Origin of the sequence: Sphingomonas natans (assembly GCF_030546695.1) — a bacterium.
GTDB lineage: Bacteria > Pseudomonadota > Alphaproteobacteria > Sphingomonadales > Sphingomonadaceae > Sphingomonas_I > Sphingomonas_I natans.
Genome location: NZ_JAUOTP010000002.1, coordinates 64,799 through 87,529, shown reverse-complemented (window position 1 = coordinate 87,529; position 22,731 = coordinate 64,799). Strand labels below are relative to the sequence as shown.

General features: G+C 67.9%; 20 protein-coding genes. 6 read left to right on the top strand and 14 right to left on the bottom strand.

Annotated features, from left to right (window positions below; genetic code table 11):
• Positions 1-35 precede the first annotated feature (35 nt).
• Positions 36-1,403, bottom strand: coding sequence for a chymotrypsin family serine protease (locus tag Q4F19_RS04095; RefSeq protein ID WP_303540113.1), 1,368 nt, complete (start codon positions 1,401-1,403; stop codon positions 36-38).
• Positions 1,404-1,745: 342 nt separating this feature from the next.
• On the opposite strand from Q4F19_RS04095, the gene Q4F19_RS04090 reads away from it, so the two are divergent.
• Positions 1,746-2,207 carry a Ros/MucR family transcriptional regulator gene (locus tag Q4F19_RS04090; protein WP_303540112.1) on the top strand — a complete coding sequence of 154 codons (462 nt, stop codon included), beginning with the start codon at positions 1,746-1,748 and terminating at the stop codon, positions 2,205-2,207.
• 125 nt (positions 2,208-2,332) lie between these two features.
• Here the strand turns inward: Q4F19_RS04090 and Q4F19_RS04085 are convergent, their stop codons facing one another.
• Positions 2,333-2,602 carry a DUF1488 family protein gene (locus Q4F19_RS04085; protein WP_303540111.1) on the bottom strand — a complete coding sequence of 90 codons (270 nt, stop codon included), beginning with the start codon at positions 2,600-2,602 and terminating at the stop codon, positions 2,333-2,335.
• A gap of 590 nt (positions 2,603-3,192) precedes the next feature.
• On the opposite strand from Q4F19_RS04085, the gene Q4F19_RS04080 reads away from it, so the two are divergent.
• Positions 3,193-6,210: a TonB-dependent receptor gene (locus Q4F19_RS04080; protein WP_303540110.1), complete on the top strand. Its 3,018-nt coding sequence runs from the start codon at positions 3,193-3,195 to the stop codon at positions 6,208-6,210.
• Positions 6,211-6,293: 83 nt separating this feature from the next.
• Here the strand turns inward: Q4F19_RS04080 and Q4F19_RS04075 are convergent, their stop codons facing one another.
• A complete protein-coding gene (locus Q4F19_RS04075) occupies positions 6,294-7,664 on the bottom strand; it encodes a glycoside hydrolase family 88/105 protein (protein WP_303540106.1) in 1,371 nt (456 codons plus the stop codon).
• A 149-nt stretch (positions 7,665-7,813) separates the two neighbouring features.
• Between Q4F19_RS04075 and Q4F19_RS04070 the strand changes: the two genes are divergently transcribed.
• Together Q4F19_RS04070 and Q4F19_RS04065 are read left to right on the top strand one after the other, a co-directional pair.
• Entirely contained in the window at positions 7,814-9,205 is a 1,392-nt protein-coding gene (locus tag Q4F19_RS04070; protein ID WP_303540104.1) for a glycoside hydrolase family 28 protein, read from the top strand.
• 38 nt (positions 9,206-9,243) lie between these two features.
• On the top strand, positions 9,244-10,377 hold the full coding sequence (locus Q4F19_RS04065; protein WP_303540102.1) for a pectinesterase family protein: 1,134 nt from the start codon (positions 9,244-9,246) through the stop codon (positions 10,375-10,377).
• Here Q4F19_RS04065 and Q4F19_RS04060 read toward each other — a convergent pair.
• Positions 10,328-10,984 carry a glutathione S-transferase gene (locus Q4F19_RS04060; RefSeq protein ID WP_303540100.1) on the bottom strand — a complete coding sequence of 219 codons (657 nt, stop codon included), beginning with the start codon at positions 10,982-10,984 and terminating at the stop codon, positions 10,328-10,330. The genes Q4F19_RS04065 and Q4F19_RS04060 overlap by 50 nt on opposite strands.
• Positions 10,977-11,966: an oxygen-dependent tRNA uridine(34) hydroxylase TrhO gene (gene trhO, locus Q4F19_RS04055; protein ID WP_303540098.1), complete on the bottom strand. Its 990-nt coding sequence runs from the start codon at positions 11,964-11,966 to the stop codon at positions 10,977-10,979. The genes Q4F19_RS04060 and trhO overlap by 8 nt, the downstream gene beginning before the upstream one ends.
• 87 nt (positions 11,967-12,053) lie before the next feature.
• Between trhO and Q4F19_RS04050 the strand changes: the two genes are divergently transcribed.
• Positions 12,054-12,197 (top strand): hypothetical protein, encoded by a 144-nt coding sequence (locus tag Q4F19_RS04050; protein ID WP_303540096.1) that lies wholly within the window; start codon positions 12,054-12,056, stop codon positions 12,195-12,197.
• A gap of 27 nt (positions 12,198-12,224) precedes the next feature.
• Here the strand turns inward: Q4F19_RS04050 and Q4F19_RS04045 are convergent, their stop codons facing one another.
• Genes Q4F19_RS04045 through Q4F19_RS04025 form a run of 5 tightly spaced genes read right to left on the bottom strand, consistent with a single transcriptional unit; the run spans position 12,225 to position 17,191 of the window.
• A complete protein-coding gene (locus tag Q4F19_RS04045; protein ID WP_303540094.1) occupies positions 12,225-13,628 on the bottom strand; it encodes an efflux transporter outer membrane subunit in 1,404 nt (467 codons plus the stop codon).
• Positions 13,625-14,500: an efflux RND transporter periplasmic adaptor subunit gene (locus tag Q4F19_RS04040; RefSeq protein WP_303540092.1), complete on the bottom strand. Its 876-nt coding sequence runs from the start codon at positions 14,498-14,500 to the stop codon at positions 13,625-13,627. The genes Q4F19_RS04045 and Q4F19_RS04040 overlap by 4 nt, the downstream gene beginning before the upstream one ends.
• Complete coding sequence (locus Q4F19_RS04035; RefSeq protein WP_303540090.1) at positions 14,497-14,703, bottom strand: DUF1656 domain-containing protein; 207 nt, start codon at positions 14,701-14,703, stop codon at positions 14,497-14,499. The genes Q4F19_RS04040 and Q4F19_RS04035 overlap by 4 nt, the downstream gene beginning before the upstream one ends.
• Positions 14,700-16,745, bottom strand: a complete 2,046-nt coding sequence (locus tag Q4F19_RS04030) for an FUSC family protein (protein ID WP_303540088.1) — start codon at positions 16,743-16,745, stop codon at positions 14,700-14,702. The genes Q4F19_RS04035 and Q4F19_RS04030 overlap by 4 nt, the downstream gene beginning before the upstream one ends.
• Entirely contained in the window at positions 16,742-17,191 is a 450-nt protein-coding gene (locus Q4F19_RS04025; RefSeq protein WP_303540086.1) for a MarR family winged helix-turn-helix transcriptional regulator, read from the bottom strand. Before Q4F19_RS04025 ends, Q4F19_RS04030 begins: the two co-directional genes overlap by 4 nt.
• A gap of 114 nt (positions 17,192-17,305) precedes the next feature.
• On the opposite strand from Q4F19_RS04025, the gene Q4F19_RS04020 reads away from it, so the two are divergent.
• Positions 17,306-18,670, top strand: a complete 1,365-nt coding sequence (locus Q4F19_RS04020; protein WP_303540084.1) for an MFS transporter — start codon at positions 17,306-17,308, stop codon at positions 18,668-18,670.
• On the opposite strand, the gene Q4F19_RS04015 is transcribed toward Q4F19_RS04020, so the two are convergent.
• From Q4F19_RS04015 to Q4F19_RS04000, 4 genes are read right to left on the bottom strand one after another with little or no spacing between them, the layout of a single operon-like run.
• Entirely contained in the window at positions 18,671-19,606 is a 936-nt protein-coding gene (locus tag Q4F19_RS04015) for a glutaminase (protein ID WP_303540082.1), read from the bottom strand. It abuts the gene before it with no gap.
• A gap of 51 nt (positions 19,607-19,657) precedes the next feature.
• The gene (locus Q4F19_RS04010) at positions 19,658-20,683 is read right to left on the bottom strand and encodes an oxidoreductase (protein ID WP_303540080.1); all 1,026 of its coding nucleotides are present in this window, start codon (positions 20,681-20,683) and stop codon (positions 19,658-19,660) included.
• Between the two features lie 16 nt (positions 20,684-20,699).
• Complete coding sequence (locus Q4F19_RS04005; RefSeq protein ID WP_303540079.1) at positions 20,700-21,992, bottom strand: Hsp70 family protein; 1,293 nt, start codon at positions 21,990-21,992, stop codon at positions 20,700-20,702.
• Positions 21,993-22,041: 49 nt separating this feature from the next.
• Positions 22,042-22,731: an arylesterase gene (locus Q4F19_RS04000; protein ID WP_303540078.1), complete on the bottom strand. Its 690-nt coding sequence runs from the start codon at positions 22,729-22,731 to the stop codon at positions 22,042-22,044.

Here is a 22,731-nt window from a genome sequence, read left to right as displayed (position 1 = left end):
TCGATCTCAACTGAAGGCTGGTGCCTGTTAGTATCTTAAGGCGCGCGATCAAGCGCAACGGGCGGCGCCCCGGTTAAAGTGGGCGGCGCTACGTGCATGACAGTCCAGCCAGGCGGAAAGTAGTCCGCGGACATGTAATAATAGAGCCGGCACGTGCCGTTCTCGGAGCTGTCGCCCTTGACCAGTCCGAATGCGACCGATCCCAGGAAGACGGGGCCGCCACTGTCGCCTCCCTTGCAGCGGGGGCCGCTGACCGCGACCCATGTGGCAGGGCAGGGACCCGCGCAGAGATCGCCAGGCGGCGCATAATCGACGAGCCTGACGACAGCGCAGCTGTACCCGGTGCGCTGGCCGCGATGGCAGACGAAGTCGCCAGCCCGCGTGCTCGTCCGGTTGCGCCAGGTGGCTGCCAGGCGCGCGCGCGTTTCGCTGTCAGCATAAAAAGCAGGTTGCAGCGTCTCTCCGGCGCTGTGGATCTGAACGTCCTGATACCGGGCGCCCCAGGCGCCCACGATCGTCAAAGCGGTGCGTGTGCCATCCGGACCGACGAAAGTGAGGTTGTCGGGGCAATGCGCCGCGGTCGAAATCGCCGTCCGGACGCCGTCCGTCACGACGAAGCCCGAGGTACAGACGAAGCGGTGTCTCTCCTCAGCATCGCCGCCGACCACACGGCCGCCGCCTTCGACCGAGAGGTTGGTGTCGAGCTCGCCCCAACTCCTGAGTTCCACCGGCACGCCCGCAATCGCGGCCAGTCGCGATTCCATCGAAGTCCGGTCGCCATCGCTTGGGAGATCGCCCTGCCGCGTCACGATCATCAGCGCACCCGTATGCGGGTCCACGCCCATTCCAGGCGGCGAGGGAAGCGCCGCGCGCAAAGCGGCCTGGTTCTGCTCGATCGCACGAAGAACGTCCGTTCGCGTCGACACCGCACCGGTGCGCAGGATCACCGGTACGCCGAAGGCGGCAAGGGCGATCTGCATGTCGCTGGCCGGCGGGCCCGTCACGACGATGACGATCCGATAGGTCGGCTCATGTTCGATAAAAACGCCGGCGAGGCGATCGCCATAATCGGATGCAAGTCGATCGATCAGCGTTACGCTGGCCTCCTGCGCCTCCAGGCGACGCAGGGCTTCAGCGGGCGCGACCCCGTAGGCACGCGCATATTCCCTGGCATCCGCCGCCAGCGCCTCGACCGGCGTTTCCAAGGGCGTGGGCGCCGGTAGGGCGAGCGATGCGGGTGGCGCCGGCGGCGCGACGATCAATGGTGCGACCTGCGCCTGCGCCATGCCGGCCAGCAACAGCAGCGAACAGAAGGCTATCAGTGACCGAACCGCTCGGACCATGGCCGCGCTTCTCGCCGAGTGAAGCAGCAGACTCGTGAACAGCGTGGCGATCCGGATCATCGGCCGCATCTCAAGGCTTAGTCTTTACGGCGCAAGGACCAGATCGCGCCAATCCGAAGCGCGACGCGCAGCTGAACCGATATCGGAATTGAACCGCTCGGCAGAGATCGAGCCCGGTCGCTCCGGGTCCAAGCGCAGGCCGGTGCGTTGGGGGTCTCGGAGACGCGACGGAGCGGCCGGTCCCGGACCTGTCTGCCGCAATTCGGCGGGTGAACGGACGTCGCAGAGCTCGTCTGCCGACCGCAAAGTGTCTTCCGTTCGTCGCTTAACGGCATGTTATCCTTGTGGGACCGGCCCGCGGCGCTACTGGCATGCCGTCAGTTTAGTATTGGATATCGTAGAATGAGCGAAGATCAGACGGCGACCATCGAACTTACGGGCGACATCGTCACGTCCTACGTCGCCCATAATCGGGTCGCAGCGCGCGACGTGCCGGCCCTGATCGCGGCGGTCCACGAGGCGCTCGCCGGTCTGGGAATGGCGGCAGCTCCGGCTGAGCCCGAATCACCCAAGGGCGTGGTCAGCGCGCGCAAGTCGCTCGCCAATCCCGAGCACATCATCAGCCTCATCGACGGCAAACCCTATCGGATGCTTCGCCGGCATCTGAGCAACCACGGCCACACGCCGGAAAGCTATCGCCAGGCCTTCGGCCTGCCGTTCGACTATCCGATGACGGCGCCGAACTATAGCGAGCAGCGCCGCGCGCTGGCGCACAAGATCGGGCTCGGGCGCAAGCCCGCGCCCGCTCCCGCACCGACCGAGAAGCGGCGCACCGGCACGATCAAGGCTTTCCCGAGCGAATAGGTCGCGGCAGCCCAGCGGTGGTGGCTATCGTCGCGATAGCCACCACCGCTGATCCCGATTTAACGGAGCCCCCGTGCCGCTGGCGGTGCGATCGCCGTCCGGTCCGGCCGGCGGTATCGCTCGGCTTATTCCAGATCATTCTCGTCGATGATCACCACGCTGGCATTCGGCCGTTCATCGGCTGCCTCGGCGCAGATGTCCGCTATCTCGTCGCTGAAGCGCTCGAACATCTCGAGCGCATCGTCTTCGGGCTCGTCCCCGCTCAGCTCCTTCAGCACCGCATATTTCACCGCGAAGTCCCGTTCGTCCCCGTCGATCTCGGCGGTGAATTCGACCTGCCGGGTCACGTCATTGTCGGTGATGCTTGCTTGGTCGATCTCAAGGCGGCTGGCCATGTCATGTCTCTCCGATGTTGGCGCGCCTCCTGCCCGCTGGCTCGGCCTGCGGCAAGCTCCGCACTAACCGCTGCGTCCAACCCGCGCCGTGGGCGTCCCGTTCGACGCACTGGATACGCCCTAAGGGGCCGCGGGCTTGCGAGCCCAGACGCACCAATAGGTCCGGCAGCCGCATGTCATGTGCATGGCGGACGCGAAGGTTCGAGGGCCTAACTCCGAAACCTATATGACAAGTGCGGGTGCGCCCATACGGGACACTGCGCGCGGCACAATCGCGAAATGCGGTTTTAGGGCCGAAATGTCCGCGCGCCGGGGAAGCCGCCATTCTGACCCATCGGGACATTAAAGCCGCGCGTGTGAAGTCTTCGATGTCCCGCGAGACATCCGGGCAAGGAAAAGGCGGCCCTCGGCGATCATGAACTATGTCAGATAGACTGACCAAAAAGCATCAAATCGAAATGTTGTGCTACAACTACTTTACAAACCTCCGGCCGGTGATATCCATAGCTCAAGGTCAAAAGACCAAAGGGGGGGGGCTGGATGACTGACTGTCTTTGGCTGAGCTCTTCCGTGTCAGAAGGAGAGTATCAGTGAACAAGCAATTTCGCCGTGCCGCCGTCTCGCTGTTCGGGGCCGCCTCGGGCATGTCGCTCGCGCTGGCCATAGCAGTCGATGCTGCGGCTGCCCAAACGGCTCCGGCAAATGCGCCTGCCTCGAACAAGAACGGCGAGCCCGCGACGCCTTCGGGCGATACGCCGACGGGCACGCCCGCTCCGGAGGCGCCCGGCTCCATGGCCGATATCGTCGTCACGGGATTTCGCGCCTCGCTGAGCAGCGCGATCAATCTAAAGCGCAACGAGACGGCCGCGGTCGACAGTATCGTCGCCGAAGATATCGGCAAATTCCCCGACGCCAACCTTGCGGAATCGATGCAGCGCATTCCCGGCGTGGCCCTGTCGCGTGGCGATGGCGGCGAGGGCAAGAACATCTCGGTCCGTGGTCTCGGCGCCGCCTTCACCCGCGTCCGGATCAACGGGATGGAGGGCACGTCGCAGACCGGCGCGTCCGACATCTACGGCGCCGGCAATTCGGGCCGCAGCTTCGATTTCAACGCCTTTCCGACCGAGATCTTCTCCTCGCTGGCCGTCCGCAAGACGCCGTCGGCCGACGTCGAGGAAGGCTCGCTCGGCGCGACCGTGGATCTGCGCGCGCCGCATCCGATGGATTTCAAGACCGACTTCGTCATCACCGGGACGGCGCGCGGCATCTACAACCAGGTCGCCAAGAAAGCGGATCCGCGCGTATCGGCGCTGATCTCCAAGCAGTTCATGGACGGCACGTTCGGGATCCTCGGCTCGTTCGCCTACAGCAAGCGCAACCTGCGCGAGGTCGGCTATTCGGCCGTGAACATCCTGCCCGCTTATATCGACGGCGGCTTCTGCTCGCCCGTCGGCTATGCACCGCAGAACCCGGCGACCAACGCCGCACGCGGCACCAATGCCGCGAATTGCAGCACCAACAATCCGCGGACCAGCACGGTTACAGCCTATAACGCCATCCAGAATCTGCGCGGCATCACCAACCAGCCCGGCGGCGGCGCATTCTTCCCGCGCATCCCCCGTTACGTGAATTCCGAACAGGATGCGGAACGCATCGGCGGCACGCTGACGCTGCAGTGGAAGCCCGACGACAATACCGACATCTCGCTCGACGGGCTCTATTCGCGCTTCGATGTGGAGCGTCGGGACAATTATATCGGCGCGATCTCGTTCGGCCGGACGGTGACCAATGGCGGCAAGCCGATGACCTCGGTGCGCGACATCCAGTTCGATCAGAACGGCTCGCTGATGTATGGTCTGTTCGACGGCGTCGATGTCCGCTCGGAAGGGCTCGTCGATCAGTTCATCTCGACCTTCAAGCAGGGCACGCTCAACCTCGAGCACCGCTTCTCGGACAAGTTCAAATTCACGGGCCTCGCCGGCTATTCGCATTCGCGCTTCTTCAGCCCGCTGCGGCTGCAGACGTTCATGGACGCGATCAACGTCAACAACTTCTCGATCGATTTCCGCAACGGCGGCAATATCCCGAAGATCGGCTTCGGGATCGACGTCGCCAATCCGGCGAACTTCAGCTACGCGCCCAGCCCCGACGGCAATTTCACGGTGCTCGGCGGCTTCAGCACGGCGGGCCGACCGCTGCGGCAGGACACGAAGAACAAGACGTTCGAGGGCAATCTCGAATGGAATCTCGTCGATAATTTCGCCTTCAAGGCCGGTGGCCAGTTCCGCGAGAGCAACTTCCAGGTCCGCGGCCAGAACCTCATCCCGACGCAGGTGCCCGTCCAGGCGCTGCCCGCCGGCACGACGCTGGCCAGCATCACCCGCCAGATCACCAATTTCAACAAGCTGCTCGGCGGGGATGCGCCGGCCGCATTTTCGGCGATCGATCCCGACAAATGGCGCGCGGCGGTCGGCTTCGACAATTTCCAATATTGCGGCATCGAATGCGGCGCGTCGCGCTCCGGCGTGCGGGAACAGGTCACGAGCGGCTATCTGATGGCGACGTTCAACACCGAAGACATGCTTCCCATCCGGATCCGCGGCGACATGGGCGTGCGCTATGTCCACACGAGCCAGGATTCGTTCGGCTATATTCCGATCGCCGCACCGGCCGGCGCGCCCTTCCCCACCGTCGGCCAGCGCGGCGACGTCAGCCGTTCCTACGAAGACTGGCTGCCGTCGATCAATCTGGTGGCGGAGCTGACGCAGAAGCTGCAGCTGCGTGCCTCGGCGGCGAGCGTGATGTCGCGCGCCGAGCTCGGCCTGTTGACACCGACCGCCGGCGTGACGGTCGCAACCCGGACGGGCAGCGTCAACAATCCGTTCATCGATCCCATCCGCGCCGACACGATTGATGTCGCGCTCGAATGGTATTTCGCGCCCGGATCGTTGCTGTCGGTCGCCTATTTCCACAAGGACATCCAGTCCTACATCCAGTCGATCTCCAGCCAGGTGCCCTATAGCTCGCTTGGCCTGCCCGATGCGCTGCTGGCGGGGACGCCCTCTACGCCCGCGGACATCTTCACCGTCAATCGCTCGGTCAATACGCCGGGCGGACCGCTGAACGGCTTCGAGGTCAATGCGCAATTCCCGTTGCGCTTCCTGCCCGGTTTCCTGTCCAATTTCGGCGTGCTGGGTAGCTACACCCACGTGAAATCCAAGATCAATTATATCCTGGCGAGCGTGAACGGCGTGCCGACGCAGACGACGACCGACGATCTGATCGATCTTTCCAAGCAGTCGGCAAGCGGGACGCTCTATTACGAGGATAGCAAGTTCAGCATCCGCTCCACCGCCAGCTATCGGAGCAGCTTCAATCGCGGCATTCCCTCGGGCGCCAATGACAGCGACGTGCGTGCCAACGCATCGACCCTCTATGTCGATGCCTCGGCTTCGTACAATCTGACCGAGAATATCAAGCTGATCGTCGAGGCGCAGAATCTGACCGACGAGCGCAACACGCTCTATATCGACAGCGTCCGCACGGACACCTTGTTCGAAACGCGGCAGGGCCGGACCTTCACGGTGGGCGTTACCGCCAAGTTCTGATGCGGATCATGCGGACTAGGGGGCGTCGGCGCTGGCCGGCGCCCCTTTTTTCGTGTCCGATCGAACCGGAGACCGGGCGTGTCTTACTGGAAGATCAGACCCTGTCCGGGGCCGCCGTCGAGCGGGGCGCCCTTGCGCAGCATGGCGATGACTTCGGCGCCGGCCAGCAGCACCGGCCCATAGCCATGCGACGCGCGCACGTGGCGAGGGCGGAAATAATAGAAAGCGGCGTCGAAGGCGACGCCGGTGCCGACGCACACATCCTCGACCTCGCCCGCGGCCGACACTTTCGTCGAGACGCCGTTCCACGCCAGCATCGCGATCGGCGCATAGGTGCGCCGGTCGATCCAGCCGCGATTGACCGCGCGCGCGATGGCATAAGCATACATCGCGCTGGCCGAGGTCTCGAGATAGCTGTCCGGCCGATCGAGCAGCTGGTGCCACAGGCCCACGCCCGACTGGACCTTCGCCAGCCCCGCCACGTGTGCGCGCAGTTGCGCCAACACCGCCGGGCGGCCGGGATGATCGGTGGGCAGAACATCGAGCAGCTCGACCATCGCCATCAGCGCCCAGCCGTTGGCGCGGCCCCAGTGGAAGGCGGGATGCGGATCCATGCCTTCGGCCCAGGCATGCATGTACAGGCCCTTGTCCGCGACGAACATGCGCTGCGAGAATTGCAGGACCTGGCGGACGGCATCGTCATAATAACGCCGCTCGCCGGTCAGCGCGCCCATCTGCGCGAGGCCGGGCACGCTCATATAGGTGTCGTCCAGCCACAGCGTGACCGGCAGCGGCCGCTGGCGCGCCAGCGTACCGTCGGCCATGCGGAACTGCTTGTTCGCGATCCAGTCGAGATAGGTGTCGATCTGCGGGCGGACATTGGCGTCGCCGATCCCCGCGCGCTGCGCCTTGATGAACGCCGCCGACATCGCGCCCGAATCGTCGAGCCGGTCTGGCGCCAGCATGTTGCGGACGGGCGTGGCCTTCGGGTCCGTGCCGGCCTTGCGATACTGCGCCGCGACGTCGGCGACGAAGTTGATCCGGTCGGCGGCGTAGCGGGTGTAGCGTGTGTCGCCCGTCACGTCGCCCGCGAGCATCGCGCCGGCATAGGTGACGCCCCATTCGTAGCTCGTCAGGATGAAGCCCGGCTTGAACTTGCTCTGCGTGTCGAGGCTTTTCAGGCCGACGTCGCGACCCGACGCATCGATCATGCCGACCTGCGTTTCCCGATCGATATAGCCGAGCACGCGATCCATCACCGCCTTGATCGCCTGCTCGGACGGGCGGAGATACGGCATCGGATATTCGGGGGCGAGGCTGGTCGGGCCATCCTTGGCGACGTTGACCGCAGCGCGGCTCATCGGCGGCGCCGACGCCAGCTGGGCGTGTGCATCGCCGGCCAGCAAGGCGAGCGCGAGCGCAAAAGGCGTCGTCTGGAAAATGCTGCTGTCCATCACCGCTCCTTTCGCCGGCATGGCCCGAAGCCGCGCGGCCTGTTTTTATCGCACCGCATCAGACCGCGCCGGCCCGTGACTTTCAAGCCCGGGCGTGAAAGATTGTATGACAACTATGGGGCCGCCGCAGCGGCCGCGGGAGCAGGATCATGACGGGCATGTTCGATCGCCGAACCTTCCTCGCCGCGAGCGCCGTATTGGCGACCGGCCTGCAGGCCCGCTCGCCCGCCGGCGACGGATGGGAGCGCGCCGCCGAGATCGTCGCGCGCGTGCGGCCGCCGCGCTTCCCGAGGCGCGCGTTCGACGTGCGCAAGTTCGGCGCGGCCTCCGGTGGCGCGACGCTGTGTACGCAGGCGTTCGCCGATGCGATCGCCGCCTGCGCCGCGGCGGGAGGCGGCCGCGTCATCGTGCCGGAGGGGCGCTGGCTGACGGGCGCGATCCGTCTGCAATCAAATGTCGAGCTGCATCTCGCCAAGGGCGCGACCATCGCCTTCGCCACCGATCCTGCGCTGTATCCGATCGTGCCAACGCGGTTCGAAGGCGTCGAGCTGATGGGCTATTCGCCGCTGATCTACGCGAGCGACGCGCAAAATGTAGCGGTGACGGGGTACGGCACGATCGACGGGCAGGGAGAGGCCTGGTGGTCGTGGAGCGGCGGCAGCCATTATGGCTGGCGCGAGGGCCTGCCGAACCAGCGCGCGGCGCGCACGCGGCTGTTCGCGATGGCCGAAGCCGGGATCCCCGTGTCCGAGCGCCGCTTCGGCGAAGGCAGCTATTTGCGGCCCAACCTGATCCAGTTCCAGCGCTGCGACACTGTCATGATCGAAGGCGTGACGTTGCGCGATTCGCCCTGCTGGAATGTCCATCCGGTACTGTCGCGCAACGTGACCTTGCGCGGCGTGACCGTCATCGGGCTTGGCCCGAACAATGACGGCTGCGATCCCGAATCGGTCGATGGGATGCTGATCGAGGATTGCACCTTCGATACGGGCGACGATTGCATCGCGATCAAATCGGGCCGGAATGCCGATGGGCGGCGCCTGAACGCGCCCGCACGCAATATCGTGATCCGGCATTGCACGATGAAGGCCGGCCATGGCGGGGTCGTGATCGGCAGCGAAGTGTCGGGTGGGGTCGAGAACGTCTTCGCCGAGCATTGCGCGATGAGCAGCCCGGACCTCTGGTACGCGCTGCGCTTCAAGACCAATGCGGTGCGGGGCGGGCGCATCGCGCATGTCCGCGCGCGGGACATCATTGTCGGCCAGGTCGGCCGCGCCGCTCTGACGTGCGACTTCAATTACGAAGAGGGCGCCAACGGTGCGTTCAAGCCCGAGCTGGACGATATCGTCGTCGAACGGCTGCGTGTCGCGAACGCGATCCGCGTGCTGGATTGCCAGGGCCTGCCGCAGGCGCCGATCGGCCGCCTGACGCTGCGCGATTGCCGCTTCGATGGCGTGCATCAGCCGAGCATCGTCGAGCGGATCACGGATCTCGGGCTGGAGGGCGTCAAGGTCAACGGCCGGAAGGTCGCGACGCTGTGACGACCCGATTGCTACCGACAAATGAAGGAAGGACCGGCATGAGGATACGCCTGACCCGCTTCTCGTGGCGATCGGGATCGCTGGCGCTGATCGCGCTCTGCGCGTTTGGTGGCCATGCCGATGCGCAACGCCCCGGCGCTTCCTATCGCGTTCTCAAGGATTGCGGCCGGACGGCACGGTGCTTTGCCACGATTCAGGCAGCCGTCGATGCGGCCGGTAGTATGCGGCAGGGGGATTGGGTTTCGATCGAAGTCGGCCCCGGCGACTTTCGCGAGAAGGTCGTCGTCACGCGCGGCAAGATGCGCCTGATCGGACGCGGCATCGCCCGGACGCGCGTGCATTTCGATGCCGTCGCCGAACATGCCGGCACGTTCGATCGCGACGGTTGGGGGACTGCCGGATCGGCGACGCTCATCGTCGACGGCGACGAGGTCGTCGTGCGCGATATGACGATCGAGAATGATTTCGATTATCTGGCCAATGATGCACTGCCCGACGGCGACGCGCGCAAGATCGGCAATTCGCAGGGCGTGGCGGTGCAGCTCGACGTGCACAGCGACCGCGTGCTGTTCGATCGGGTCGCTTTGCTCGGCTATCAGGATACATTGTTCACGCGCGGCAACCGGGCGCTCATCCGCCATGCGACGATCGCGGGCAATGTCGATTTCATCTTCGGGAGCGGGACTTTGCTGATCGAGGAGAGCGAGATCCGCAGCCGGCGGCGCGCGGTCGCCACCGCGCCGGGCGATTATGCTTCGTTCGTCGCCGCACCCTCGACGCCGCTGTCGCGACCGGTCGGCATCGTCTTCTCGCGATCGCGGCTGACGCGCGAGGCGGGCGTCGCCGACGGCTCCGTCGCGCTGGCGCGGCCTTGGCATCCCACGACCCGCTTCCCCGACGGGCGTTACGCCGATCCGAATGCGGTGGGGCAGGCGGCGTTGATCGACTGTTTCTTGGACGCGCACATCCATCCGTCGCACTGGACGAGCATGGCCGGCACCGCGCGCGACGGCACCAAGACGCAGATCTTCCGGCCCGAGGATTCGCGCTTTTCGGAGAGCGGTTCCTATGGGCCGGGTGCCGGAACGGTCGCCGCGAACCGCACCCGGATCGATCCTGCGCTCATCGTGGAGACGCGAGCGGCGATCCTGTCGTCCGATCAGGGTCGGTAGGCTCGTCGGGGGCGAGCCACGGATCTTGCCGCGTCATCACGCGCGCGAACAGTGGCGACGCGAGTTGCTCGGCGAGCCAGCGCTGCACGGCTGGCAATGCCTGCGCGTCGAACCAGGCAGGATCGGTCGCGGCGAACTGGCGGACGAAGGGCATGAGCGCCGCGTCGGTGAGCGAGCGCGTCGGCCCGCATAGATAGGGCTGCACGCCCAGCCGCTGCTCGAGCGTCGCGAGGATCGCCAGGCCCGCCGCGCGATGTTCGGCAGCGTCCGATCCGTGGCGATGCGGATATTTGTATCGATCCAGATGATGCTTGAACGCGCCGTCATTGGCCTCGATCAGGCGAGCGTCGTCGCCCGCGAGCCAGTCTTCCGGATCGTGAACGCTGAGCGCCCAGCGCATGATATCGAGGCTTTCGTCGATGACCTGCCCGTCGGAGAACAGGAGCACGGGCACCGTCCCCTTCGGCGAGGCGGCGATCATTTCAGGCGGCTTGGCCGAGAGCTTCACTTCCCTCAGCTCGAACGGCGTGCCGCTGACCAGCAGCGCCATGCGCGCGCGCATCGCATAAGGGCAGCGCCGGAAGCTGTAGAGGATCGGATCAGCCATCCGCTTTGGGCGGATGCGTCGCGCCGACATGCGCCATGCCGCGGGCCTCGGCGAGGCGCGTCTGGCGATGGCGCTCGGCATAGCCCGCGCGCTGCTCGTCGCTGCGCTCGGCATGACAGGCGGGGCAGCTGACGCCCTCCTGGTACAGAGGCGAGGCGCGATCCTCGGGATGGATCGGCGCGCGGCAGGCGTGGCAGAGCTCGTGGCTGCCGGGCGCGAGGCCGTGCGCGACCGCGACGCGCTGATCGAACACGAAACATTCGCCCTGCCACAGGCTCTCCTCGACCGGGACCTGCTCCAGATAGGCGAGGATGCCGCCCTTCAGATGGTGGACGTCGTCGAGCCCTTCCGCCTTCAGGAACGCGGTCGCCTTCTCGCAGCGTATGCCGCCCGTACAGAACATCGCGATCTTCGGCGCCTGATCACCGGCGAGCAGTTCCTCCCGGTGCGCGCGGAACCACGCGGGAAAATCGCGGAACGTCTGCGTTCGGGGATCGATCGCGCCGGCGAAGGTGCCGACCGCGACCTCATAGTCATTGCGCGTGTCGATCAGGATCGTGCTCGGATCCGCGATCAGCGCGTTCCAGTCGGCCGGCGCGACATAATGGCCGACATCGGCGAGCGGATCGACCGCGGGCTCGCCCATCGTCACGATCTCGCGCTTGATGCGGACCTTCATCCGGTGGAACGGCATCGTCTGCGCGCGGCTTTCGCGCACGTCGAGGCTCGCGCAGCCGGGGAGCGCGCGGATATGCGCGAGGACCGCCTCGATCGCCGCGTCCGGACCGGCGATCGTCCCGTTGATGCCCTCGTGCGCCAGGAGCAACGTGCCTTTCACGCCCTGCGAGCAGCAGGCGAGCGCCAGCGGCGCGCGCAGCGCCTCCAGGTCGGCAAAGGGCGTGAAGCGATAGAGCGCGACGACGCGGATCGGCAGATCGGCCTCACCGGTCGCATCCCGCTGTCTCTCGAAACTGGTGGCCATGATCGGGCTCATAGCGCCCGGCGCGTGCGCCGCCCAGCCATCGCCGGGCGGGTTCACAGCCCCGCGCGGCTCCTGTAGGGTCGCGAGGTGAGCGACGATGCCATCATCCAGACGCCCGACGGCCCGATGACCTGGGCCGAGTGGAAGAAGAAGAATCCCGTCCAGCTTCCGTCGCGGCGGACCAAGGGTAAGGATCTGCCCAACAAGATCAAGCGCACCACCGACGGCTGAGCGCCGGCGAAAGACCCGGTTTCCCGTTCAGGCCTGCCAGCCGCCGCCGAGCGCCTTGAACACATCCACCTGACGATCGATCAGCAGCGCATCCGACGCCGCCAGATTGGCCTGCGCGGTCGTCAGCGCGGCCTGCGCGGTCAGCAGCGACAGGAAATCGGTGCGGCCGAAGCGATAGAGCCGCGCGGCCTGGTCCGCGGCGGTCGCGGCGCTGATCTGGGTGCGGGCGAGCGCGGCGTTGCGATCCGCCTCGCGCGCATAAGCCGAGAGCGCGGTCTCGACCTGGCGGAGCGACTCCAGCGTCGTCGAATCGAACTGGGCGAGCGCGGCATCGGCCGCAGCCCCCGCCTGCGCGATCTGCGCGCGGACGATCGGCCGGTTGGGGAAGCTCCAGCTGATCAAGGGCCCGAGGCCGATATGGAAGGCGTCGCCCGATCCGAAGGCCGAGACCGGCCCGGTGAAGCCCGCCGAGCCGCCGAGGCTGACCTGCGGATAGAGGTTGGCGGTCGCCACGCCGATCCGCGCGGTCGCCGCCGCGAGCGATCTCTCGGCCGAGCGGATGTCGGGGCGGCGGCGGATCAAGGCCGCGCCGTCGCCGATCGGCAAAGGCCGGCGCATCGTCGGCGCCGTTCCGCACGTCGCCACGTCGCGCGGATAGTCGGCAGGCGCGCGGCCCATCAACGTCGCCAGCCGGTAGAGCGCGGCGGTGCGCGTCGCGATCGCAGAGGGGATCAGCGCCTCGCTCTGATCGACCGCGGTGCGCGCGCGGGTCACGTCGAAGGCCGTACCGCGCCCGCCGCGCTGGAGCCGCTGCGTCACGTCCAGAGTCTGGCGCTGGAGGCCGAGTACGCGATTGTTGGCGGCGAGCACCATGTTGGCGGTGCAGGCGGCGGCATAGCTCCGCGCGGTCTCGGCCGCGACGGTCACGCGGACATTGTCGCGCGCGGCGGCGACCGCTTCGGTATCGCCCTGCGCCGCCTCGATCGCGCGGGTGATCCGCCCCGACAGATCGAGCGGGTAAGCGAGGCTGATGCCGAGATCGGTGCCGACCACGCCGGGCAGGCTGCCGCCGGTGCCATAAGGCCGCGCGAGCGACGCGCCGCCGCCGATCGCGGTCGTCAGCGTCCGCCCCGCCGCGACCTCGGCCACGACCGCGTCGGCACGGCGGAGATTGGCGTCGGCGACGCGCAGATCGGCGTTGGCGGCGAGCGCCTCGGTGATGAAGCCGTCGAGCCGGGCATCGCCATAGAGCTGCCACCAGCGATCGGGGAGCGGTATGTCCGCGAACGCCTTTTCCCTGCCGCTGTCGAACGGTGCCTGCGCGGCGGGCCGGTTGACCGCCGCCTGGTTAGGCAAGGCATAATCGGGGCCGACCGTCGCGCAGCCCGACAGAGCGAGGCCGAGCGCGGCGGCGAGCGGGCGGCGAATCATGGCTGCACCCGCGGCTGGACCGTGACCGTCGCGGTCCGGCCGACGATCAGCGCGACGCCGGCGGGCACGCGCTCCAGCTTGACGCGCACCGGGATGCGCTGCGCGAGCCGCACCCAGGTGAAGGTCGGGTTGACGTTGGGGAGCAGGTTGGTCGTGTTGCTGCGCTCGCTGTCGTTGATGCCGGCGGCGATGCTGTCGACGCGGCCGTACAGAGCGCGCGGTTCGCCCATCAGGTGGACGACGACCGGATCGCCGAGCCGGATGCGCGCGAGCTTGGTCTCCTCGAAATAGCCCTCGACGCGCAGCGAATCGCTATCGACCAGCGCCATCGCCTGCGTGCCGGCGGCGATATAGTCGCCGGGGTGGAGATCGAGATTGGTGACGATGCCGCGCACCGTTGCGCGCACCGTCGTCCGCGCGAGATTGAGCGCGGCGGTGTCGCGCTGGCTTTCGGCCTGCGCCAGCGACGCGCTGGCGGTGGCGACACGCGCGACATTCTGCTCGTGCGTCTCCTTGGCGACCAGATCGCCGAGCGCGAGATCACGCTGCGCCTCGCGACGTGCCTGGAGCAAGGTCGCGCGCGCGCTCGCGATCGCGGCGTCGGACTGGGCGAGCGTCAGCTGGAAGCGCGGGCGATCGACGACGAACAATATGTCGCCCGGCTTCACCGCCTGATTGTCATGCACCGCGACCTGCGTCACGAGCCCGGCGACATCGGGGGTGACGCGGACGATATCGGCGCGCAGATGCCCGTCGCGCGTCCAGGGATCCGTCTCGTAGCGCCGCCACAGCCAGAGCGCGACAAGGATCGCGAGCAGGACGATCAGGATCGTCACGGCGGAGCGGGCGAGGGGGGCGAGCAGCGATTTCATGCGGAGGGTCCGGTGAGCAGGGCGAGGAGCCCGAGGATCAGGATGAAGAGCGCGAGATCGACGAGCGGTCGATAGGCGACGAGGCGATAGATGCCGACGAACGCGAACAGGCGGGTGAGGAGCCCGGTCAGCAGCAGGGCCGCGACCGTGAGCAGGAGGATCGTCGGCAGATAGACGCCGCCGATCGAGATTTCGCCGGTCATGCGGTGACTCCATAAGCGGGGGCCTGCGGGAACAGGTTCCGGCGCAGCGAGGTCAGCGCCAGCACGCCGGTGCGGCGCGTGTCCGGCGTTTCGCTGCTCGAGAGACCTGAGAGCGCGGTGTCGATCCCGGCGAGCAGATGCGGTTCGGGCGGGCAGGGCTGTTCGGGGCGCAGCGCGCGATAATGCGCACCGACGCCGCGCAGCACGGGGGTGATCGTGGCGCCGGCCTCGGCCGTCCCGTCGAGCCGCAGCTGGCGCAGCTCGCCGACCGAGACGCCGACGCGCAGATCGCTGAGCGCGTCGAGCAAAGGCTTGCCGGGATCCTCGCCCTGCAAGGCCAGGCGCGGCGCGAGCAGGCCGATCCGGTCGAGCATGCGCGCGACCCAGCCGATAGCGTCGGGCGGTCCGGGCGCGTCGCTGCGCGCAGCGAGCTCGCGCCAGCCCGCGCGGATCAGTCGGCGCGCGCTGGCGTCGGCGCCGATCGTCTGGAACAGGCCGACGGTGACGACAGCGAAGAGCGTGCCGATCAGCTGCGAGACGCCGCCGTTGAGGAAGGTATCGAAGCTGCCGCCGAAGCGATCGTTGAGGCCGACCGTGTTGATCCCCCCGAGCAGTGCGCCGAGCGTGAACAGCATCGTCGCCGGCCGGGCGAGGAAGAGGCCGCCCAGCAGCAACGGAGGGGCAAGGACGGCGGCCAGCGTGACGAAATCGGTGACGCGCGGCAGGATCGCGAACGCGTACACGGATGCCACCAGAAGCCCGCCGACGGTGCCGTAGAAGAATTTCATGATCGACGGGGCGGGATCGTCGGTGTTGCCGAACAAGGCGCAGCAGACGCCCGCGATCAGCACCGCGCCGGCGCCGTCCGCCCAGCCGGTCGCGATCCAGAAGGTGCAGCCGAGCAGGATCGTCGCGATCGTGCCCGCGGCGGCGCGCAGGGCGGTGCCGCGATCGCGGTGGAGCGGCCGGCGCGCGCTGCGCGACAGCAGCCGCGCTACGGCCGGGGTGACCGGCGCGCGCGAGGGCGAGCGCATCTGATCGCGCAGATCGCGCGCATTGCGGTGCGCGTCAATCAGTTCGCCGAGGCGGGCGAGCAGGCTCAGCCGCAAGGCATCGCGCCAGAGCAGCGCGCCGGTCAGCGGCGGCTCCAGCGCGCGGGCGCGGGCGATCAGCGCGTCGGCGGTCGCACCCCGCTCGGCCAAGGGAAGCGGATCGCGCAGCCATTCGCGGACGTCCTCGATCAAAGCGAGCGCCTCGGGGCGGGGCGCGTCGGCGCCACGCTGGAGCTCGCCGATGCGATCGTCGACCGCGCTGGCGAGCGGCAGCAGCATCGAAAGCTCGCCCTGCAAAGCGCGCAGCGTACGGACGCGGGGCAGCAGGCGGGCGGTGTCGAAGGGCAGGTGGATGGAAAGCTGGTGAAGCTCGTTGATGTCGAGCGCGAGCCGCCGGCGATCCCGATCCAGCGTCGCATCCGGCCGGCCTGCGAGCGAATCGCGTGACCAGCGCTCGGCATCGGCGAGGATCGCATCGACGCGCACGAGCAGGGTCGCGGTCACGGTCTGGGGGAAGACGACGCCGTGGATCAGGCTGCCGCACAGGATGCCGATGACGATCTCCTCGACGCGCAGCACCGCGGTCGTGAAGATCGCGTCGGGCGCCGCCACCGACGGAAAGCCGATGATACTCGCGGTATAGCCCGCGAGCAGGAACACGTAGGCGCGCGGGGTCCGGTCGAGCAGCGAGATGTAGAGGCACAGGCCGAGCCACAATGCGAGCGCGAGCGACAGCAGTTCGGGCGCGTTGACGAGAGTGGGGACGAGGACGACCGCGGCCGCCGCGCCGAGCACGGTGCCGGCGACGCGGAACACCGCCTTCGACAGGACCGCGCCCGCCAAGGGCTGCGCGACGATGTACGAGGTCGTCACCGCCCAATAAGGCCGCGTCAGCCCGATCCGCAGCGCGAGATAATAAGCGAGGATCGCGGCGACGAGGCATTTGACCGTGAACAGGGCCTCCTTGCCGCCGAAGCGCGCGAGGATCATCGCCCCAGCTCCTGCGCGAAGCGTGCCGCGAACGTCTGCGCGACGCGCAAAGCGGTCGCCAGATCGTCCTCGTCGATCCCGTCCAGCATCGTGAAGCGCAGCGCCGCGAGCGTCTCCTCGATCGTCGCTGCGCGGGCGCGGCCGGGCGCGGTCAGGCGGACGCGGCTGACGCGCGCATCGGCGGGATCGCGCTGCCGCTCGACGAGCCCGGCGGCGACCATCTGATCGATCAGCCGCACCAGCGAGGCGGCGGTGATGTCCAGCTCGGCGGCGAGATCGGTCTGGCGGACATCGTCGCCGAGCCGCCCGACCTGGATCAAAGCCCAGCCGATCGAGGCCGACAGGCCCATCCCGCGCAACGCGCCGTCCGCAGCCTGCCGCCACATGCGCGCGAGCGGCAGCAAGGTCCGCGCGTAGGCGGTTTCGAGATCGGCGCGGGAAGTCATTAGGCTGCTAAGTAATTACGGACGGGGCGGGATCAAGAGGTGCAGTCGAGCGACCGGTTGAACGATGGCGTTGCTTCGTATCGCCTCTCAGCGCCGCTGCGCCTAAGGCAGGCCATGCCCGCTGCGCCCACTGTCTCGATCCGCCATCCCAACTGGACGATCGCGGCGACGATGCTCGCGTCGAGCCTCGCCTTCATCGACGGATCGGTGACGAACGTCGCTCTGCCCGCGATCGGCGCGGACCTGCACGCCGATGCGGCGACGTTGCCGTGGGTGGTCAATGCCTATCTGTTGCCGCTGTCCGCCTTGTTGCTGCTCGGAGGCGCCGCCGGCGATCATTTCGGGCGGCGGCGGATGCTGATCGCGGGCGTCCTACTGTTCGCGCTCGCCTCGGTCGGCTGCGCGCTGGCGCCGGGCACCGAAATACTGCTGCTGTCGCGCGCCGTGCAGGGAATCGGTGCGGCGATCCTGATGCCCAACAGCCTCGGCATTCTCGGCAGCTCGTTTTCGGGCGAGGCGCGCGGCCGGGCGGTGGGGACGTGGGCGGCGGCGGGGGCGATCGCGAGCGCCGTGGGGCCGCCGCTCGGCGGCTGGCTTGTCGATACGGTCGGTTGGCGGACGATCTTCTTCCTCAACCTGCCCGTCGCGGCGGCGACGATCCTGATCGCGCGCGCGGCGGTGGACGAGAGTGCCGAGGGCAAGAGTCCGCTCGACTGGGGCGGGGCGGTGCTGGCGACGCTCGGGCTCGGGGCGCTGGTGTGGGCGCTGACCGCCTGGTCGAGCGGGCACGGACTGTCCGGGGCGACGGGATCGGGCGTCGCGGCAGGGATCGCGTTGCTGCTGCTGTTCGTGTGGGTCGAGCATCGCCGCGGCGAGCGCGCAATGATGCCGCTCGCTCTGTTCGGCTCACGGCCGTTCGTGGGCCTGACCGTACTGACCATGCTGCTCTACGGTGCGCTCGGCGGGCTGATCGTGCTGCTGCCCTATCTGCTGATCGTCGGCGGCCATTATAGCCCCACGCAGGCGGGATTCGCCTTGCTGCCCTTCTCGATCGTGATCGGGGTCGGCTCGCGGCTGGCGGGGCGAGTGACCGGGCGGCTCGGTCCGCGCTGGCCGCTCACGATCGGGCCGATCGTCACGGGCTTGGGCTTCGCGCTTCTCGTCCGCGCCGATCCGCTCGCGAGCTACTGGACGAGCATATTGCCCGGAATGGCGGTGATTGCGCTCGGCATGGCGGGGGCGGTCGCGCCGCTGACGACGGCGGTGCTCTCGTCGGTCGACGATCGCCATACGGGGACGGCGTCGGGCTTCAACAGCGCGGTCGCGCGCACGGGCGGTCTCATCGCGACGGCGCTGGCGGGGGCGGTGATCTCGCAGGCGGGGGGCGATCTGACCGCGGCGTTCCAGGTCGCGGCGATCGTCGCGGCGGTGCTCGCGGTCTGCTCGGGCGTGGTCGCGTATCTCACCCTCGAGGTGTGATCAGGGGTTGGGTTCGAACACCGACCAGCCCGTCCTTTGCACCAGCCGCTCCAGCGCGAGCGTGCCGATCTGCGAATTGCCGCGCTCGTTGAGCCCCGGCGACCAGACCGCGATCGAGGCGCGGCCGGGCGCGACGGCGAGGATGCCGCCGCCGACGCCCGATTTGCCCGACAGGCCGACGCGATAGGCGAATTCGCCCGAGCCGTCATAATGGCCGCACGTCATCATCAAGGCGTTGATCCGGCGGGCGCGCGCCGCCGAGACGACCGATCGCCCCGTCCCCGGATTGCGCCCGCCGAGCATCAGATAGCGGCCGGCGAGCGCGAGCTGGCGGCAGCTCATCGCGATCGCGCATTGGTGGAAATAGACGCCGAGCGTCTGCTCGACCGGGTGCTTGAGGTTGCCGAAGGCGCGCATGTAATTGGCGAGCGCGGCGTTGCGGAAGCCCGTCTCCTGCTCGGCGCGCGCGACGCGCTCGTCCACGAAGATCGCGTCCTCGCCGGCGAGCGCGCGGGCGAAGCGGAGGATTTCGCCGACCGCCTCGCGCGGCTGGTGCCCGGCGAGGACGATGTCCGAGACGACGATCGCGCCGGCATTGATGAACGGGTTGCGCGGGATGCCGCTTTCGGTCTCGAGCTGGACGATCGAGTTGAACGCGCTGCCCGAAGGCTCGCGGCCGACGCGGTGCCACAAGGCATCGCCGACCTTGCCGAGCGCGAGCGTCAGCGCGAACACCTTGGAGACGCTCTGGATCGAGAAAGGCGCCTCGGCATCGCCGGCAAGGTGGCAGGTGCCGTCGGCCTCGATCACGGCGAGCCCGAAGCGCATCGGATCGACCTCGGCGAGCGGCGCGATATAATCGGCGACGCGGCCGCGATCGGTGCGCGACGCCATCTCCTCGGCAATGTCGCGGACGATCTCTCCGATATCGGTCATGCGCTGTTCCGGGACGTTCACCCTGTCCTTAGCGCGAACCGCGCCGTCCGGCTAAAGCATGATCTCGCGCCGTTCCGCGGCGCTGCGCAGCCCGGCTTCGAGGATCTCGAGGACCGCGATCCCCGCCGAGGCGGGCACGGGATTGGGTCCCTCATCTCGGATTGCGGCGGCGAGGGCCAGCCAGAACAGGCGATAGTCGCCGGGCTCGTTGGCGAGCGCGCGGGCGCCTGCGCCATCGTCGGGGCAGGTGAGGCGGCCCTCGACGGGATCATGGCCCCAATCTTCGCCGGCGGGCGCCTGCCCCGCGACGGTCTTGGCTTCCTGCACGTCGGTGCCGTGCTTGATCCAGCTGCCGCGCGTGCCGTGGACCGCGAAGCGCAGGCCGTAATCGGCGACGAGCTTGCTGGCGTGGAGCACGACGCGCTTGTCGGGGTAGCGAAGCACGGCGCTGACATAATCGGGCGCGGGGCCGCCCGCGCGGAAGGTCGCGAGATCGGTGCTGACCGCGAGCGGGCGTCCGAACAGCATGAGCGCCTGATCGATCAGGTGCGGCCCCAGATCCTGCCACGGGCCGCTGCCGCGCGCTTCCTTCCAGCTATCGGCCGGCGTCGGGCGCCAGCGATCGAAGCGGCTTTCATATTCGACGATCTCGCCGAGCGTGCCGTCCGCGATCAGTTTCTGCAGCGTGCGGAAATCGGCATCCCAGCGGCGATTGTGGAAGACGGTGACGATGCGGTCGCGCGCCTCGCCCTCGGCGGCGATGCGGCGGGCATCGGCGAGGCTGGTGGCGAACGGCTTGTCGATCAGGACGTGGCGGCCGGCGGCGAGCGCGGCGAGCGCATGTTCGGCGTGGAGTTCGTCGGGACTGGCGACGATGACGAGATCGACATCGGGCATCGCCAGCAAAGTGGGCACGTCGGGCGCGACCGTCATGCCTGGGAGATCGGCATGGACCTTGGCGGGATCGCGCGAGACGACCGCGCGCAGTGTCATGCCGGGCGTGGCGCCCACATAAGGAGCGTGGAAGGCGCGCCCCGCGAGGCCATAGCCGATGAGGCCGACGCCGATGTCCATCATGGTTTTGCCGTCCTTTTCAAGCAGCCCAAGGGGCGAGATCCGCTTCCTGACCGATCAGCGCAAGCCCGTGCGCGATCGAGGAGAGCTCGCCACCGCTCGCGATCCGCGTCTCGCCGAAGCGATCGGTGAAGATCCGGCGGATGCGCGGCGTGAACGAAGAGCCGCCCGTGAGGAAGACGCGATCGATGTCGGCGGGCGCGACGTTCGCGGTGACCAGAGCGCGATCGATCGCGGCTTCGATGCGGGCGATGTCGGGCGCGATCCATGCCTCGAAATCGGCGCGGGTAACGTTCGCCTCGATCGCGAGCCCGCCGCCCGAAAAACGGAAGTTCGCGCTGTCGGCGGCCGACAGGTCGCGCTTCACCCGATCGACCGCTTCGTAGAGCTTGAAGCCGAGTTCCTGCTCGATCAGCGCGATCATCCGGCCGATCGCGTCCGGGTCGCTCGCCGATTTGCGCAATTTCTCGAGCTCGGCGAGCGTGCGGCGGTTGCGCATTAGCGCCAGCCGCGACCAGTCGCCGAGATCGGTGAAATAGCCGGCGGGGATTTCCAGCAACTTGTCGAACGAGCGATAGGTGCCGCCCTTGCCGAGGATCGGCAGCACGAGATGATCGATGATCCGATAATCGAAGCGATCGCCGGCAATGCCGACGCCGGCATGGCCGAGCGGCACGCAGCGCCGGGTCGCGCCCGGCACGTCGATCGAGACGACCGAGAAGTCGCTCGTGCCTCCACCGAAATCGGCGACGAGGATCGTCGCGGGCTCCGAGATGCGCGCGGCATAGCTGAACGCGGCGGCGACGGGCTCATAGACATAATGGACCTCGGCGCCGATCGCGCCGAACATCGCATCGTAGCGCGTGCGGGCCAGCGCCGAATCGGGGCGGTGGCCGGCATATTCGACCGGTCGGCCGACGACGATCCGGTCGGCGGCCTCGAACGCGCCGTGCGCGCGCGCGGCGAGCTTCTTCAGGAACAGCCGGCCGAGTTCCTCGAAGCGGAAGCGCTTCTCGAAGATCGTCGCATGTTCGAAGGCGGGGTTGGCCGCGACCGACTTGAACGACTGGAGGAAGCGGGAGCCTTGCGGGAAGTCCGCATATTCGGCGATCGCCCATGGGCCGGCCTCGCAGGCGAGCGCGCCGCGCCCGGCATCGTCCTCCCAGAAGCAGAGCGCCGAGCGGAAGGCTGCGGCGGGGCCATCGGGGGCGTCGAGCGATGTCACGTCGGTGACGCCGTCGTGGGTGGTGGCGACGACCGAGTTGGTCGTGCCGAAATCGAGGCCAAGCGTGCGGAGAGCGGATCGGGACATCGGCGGAGCCCCTACACGCCCCGCCGCCCAATCCTAGCGTCAAAGCGGTCTATTTCGCCTTCAAGGCCTCCCTGACCGTCGGCGCGAGCCGGTCGGCGATGCGCTGGACGCCCGTCGCGTTGGGGTGAACATGATCGGCCTGCATCAACGCGGTCTGGCCCATCACGCCATCCAGGATGAAGGGATAGAGCGCGGCGTGATAGCGTTTGGCGAGATCGGGCCAGATCGCGTCGAACTGCGCCTGGAATTCGGGGCCGAGATTGGGGGGCGCCATCATGCCCGTGAGCAGGACCGGAATGCCGCGCCTGGCGATCTCGGCCATCATCGCCGTCATGTTGCCGCGCGTCTCGGCGGGCGGGATTTGGCGCAGCACGTCATTGCCGCCGAGCCCGAGCAGGACGAGGTCGGGCTTGCGGGGGAGATTGTCGAGCGCGAAGGCGAGCCGCTGGCGGCCGGCCGCGCTTGTGTCGCCCGAGACTCCGGAATTGATCACGGTCGCGTTGATGCCGGCGGCACGTAGCTTCGCCTGGATCGCATCGGGCAGATCCTCGCCCCGCTGGAGACCGTAGCCGGCATAGAGGCTGTCGCCGAGCGCGAGGATCAGCCGTTCGGGACCGGCAGGACGGGGAATTTCGGGAATCGCCGCGGTTGCGTTCGTCGTTTCGAGCGGCGATGCTTCGGGGGCCTTGTCGCAGCCGGCGAGCAGCATGATCTGCAATGCCAGCCCGCTTAGGGCCAA

Excerpts from the sequence above, each read along its gene's own strand:
- Q4F19_RS04095 (WP_303540113.1), bottom strand. The coding sequence starts at position 1,403 with ATGATCCGGATCGCCACGCTGTTCACGAGTCTGCTGCTTCACTCGGCG.
- Q4F19_RS04090 (WP_303540112.1), top strand. The coding sequence starts at position 1,746 with ATGAGCGAAGATCAGACGGCGACCATCGAACTTACGGGCGACATCGTC.
- Q4F19_RS04085 (WP_303540111.1), bottom strand. The coding sequence starts at position 2,602 with ATGGCCAGCCGCCTTGAGATCGACCAAGCAAGCATCACCGACAATGAC.
- Q4F19_RS04075 (WP_303540106.1), bottom strand. The coding sequence starts at position 7,664 with ATGGACAGCAGCATTTTCCAGACGACGCCTTTTGCGCTCGCGCTCGCC.
- Q4F19_RS04070 (WP_303540104.1), top strand. The coding sequence starts at position 7,814 with ATGACGGGCATGTTCGATCGCCGAACCTTCCTCGCCGCGAGCGCCGTA.
- Q4F19_RS04065 (WP_303540102.1), top strand. The coding sequence starts at position 9,244 with ATGAGGATACGCCTGACCCGCTTCTCGTGGCGATCGGGATCGCTGGCG.
- Q4F19_RS04060 (WP_303540100.1), bottom strand. The coding sequence starts at position 10,984 with ATGGCTGATCCGATCCTCTACAGCTTCCGGCGCTGCCCTTATGCGATG.
- trhO (WP_303540098.1), bottom strand. The coding sequence starts at position 11,966 with ATGGCCACCAGTTTCGAGAGACAGCGGGATGCGACCGGTGAGGCCGAT.
- Q4F19_RS04045 (WP_303540094.1), bottom strand. The coding sequence starts at position 13,628 with ATGATTCGCCGCCCGCTCGCCGCCGCGCTCGGCCTCGCTCTGTCGGGC.
- Q4F19_RS04040 (WP_303540092.1), bottom strand. The coding sequence starts at position 14,500 with ATGAAATCGCTGCTCGCCCCCCTCGCCCGCTCCGCCGTGACGATCCTG.
- Q4F19_RS04035 (WP_303540090.1), bottom strand. The coding sequence starts at position 14,703 with ATGACCGGCGAAATCTCGATCGGCGGCGTCTATCTGCCGACGATCCTC.
- Q4F19_RS04030 (WP_303540088.1), bottom strand. The coding sequence starts at position 16,745 with ATGATCCTCGCGCGCTTCGGCGGCAAGGAGGCCCTGTTCACGGTCAAA.
- Q4F19_RS04025 (WP_303540086.1), bottom strand. The coding sequence starts at position 17,191 with ATGACTTCCCGCGCCGATCTCGAAACCGCCTACGCGCGGACCTTGCTG.
- Q4F19_RS04020 (WP_303540084.1), top strand. The coding sequence starts at position 17,306 with ATGCCCGCTGCGCCCACTGTCTCGATCCGCCATCCCAACTGGACGATC.
- Q4F19_RS04015 (WP_303540082.1), bottom strand. The coding sequence starts at position 19,606 with ATGACCGATATCGGAGAGATCGTCCGCGACATTGCCGAGGAGATGGCG.
- Q4F19_RS04010 (WP_303540080.1), bottom strand. The coding sequence starts at position 20,683 with ATGATGGACATCGGCGTCGGCCTCATCGGCTATGGCCTCGCGGGGCGC.
- Q4F19_RS04005 (WP_303540079.1), bottom strand. The coding sequence starts at position 21,992 with ATGTCCCGATCCGCTCTCCGCACGCTTGGCCTCGATTTCGGCACGACC.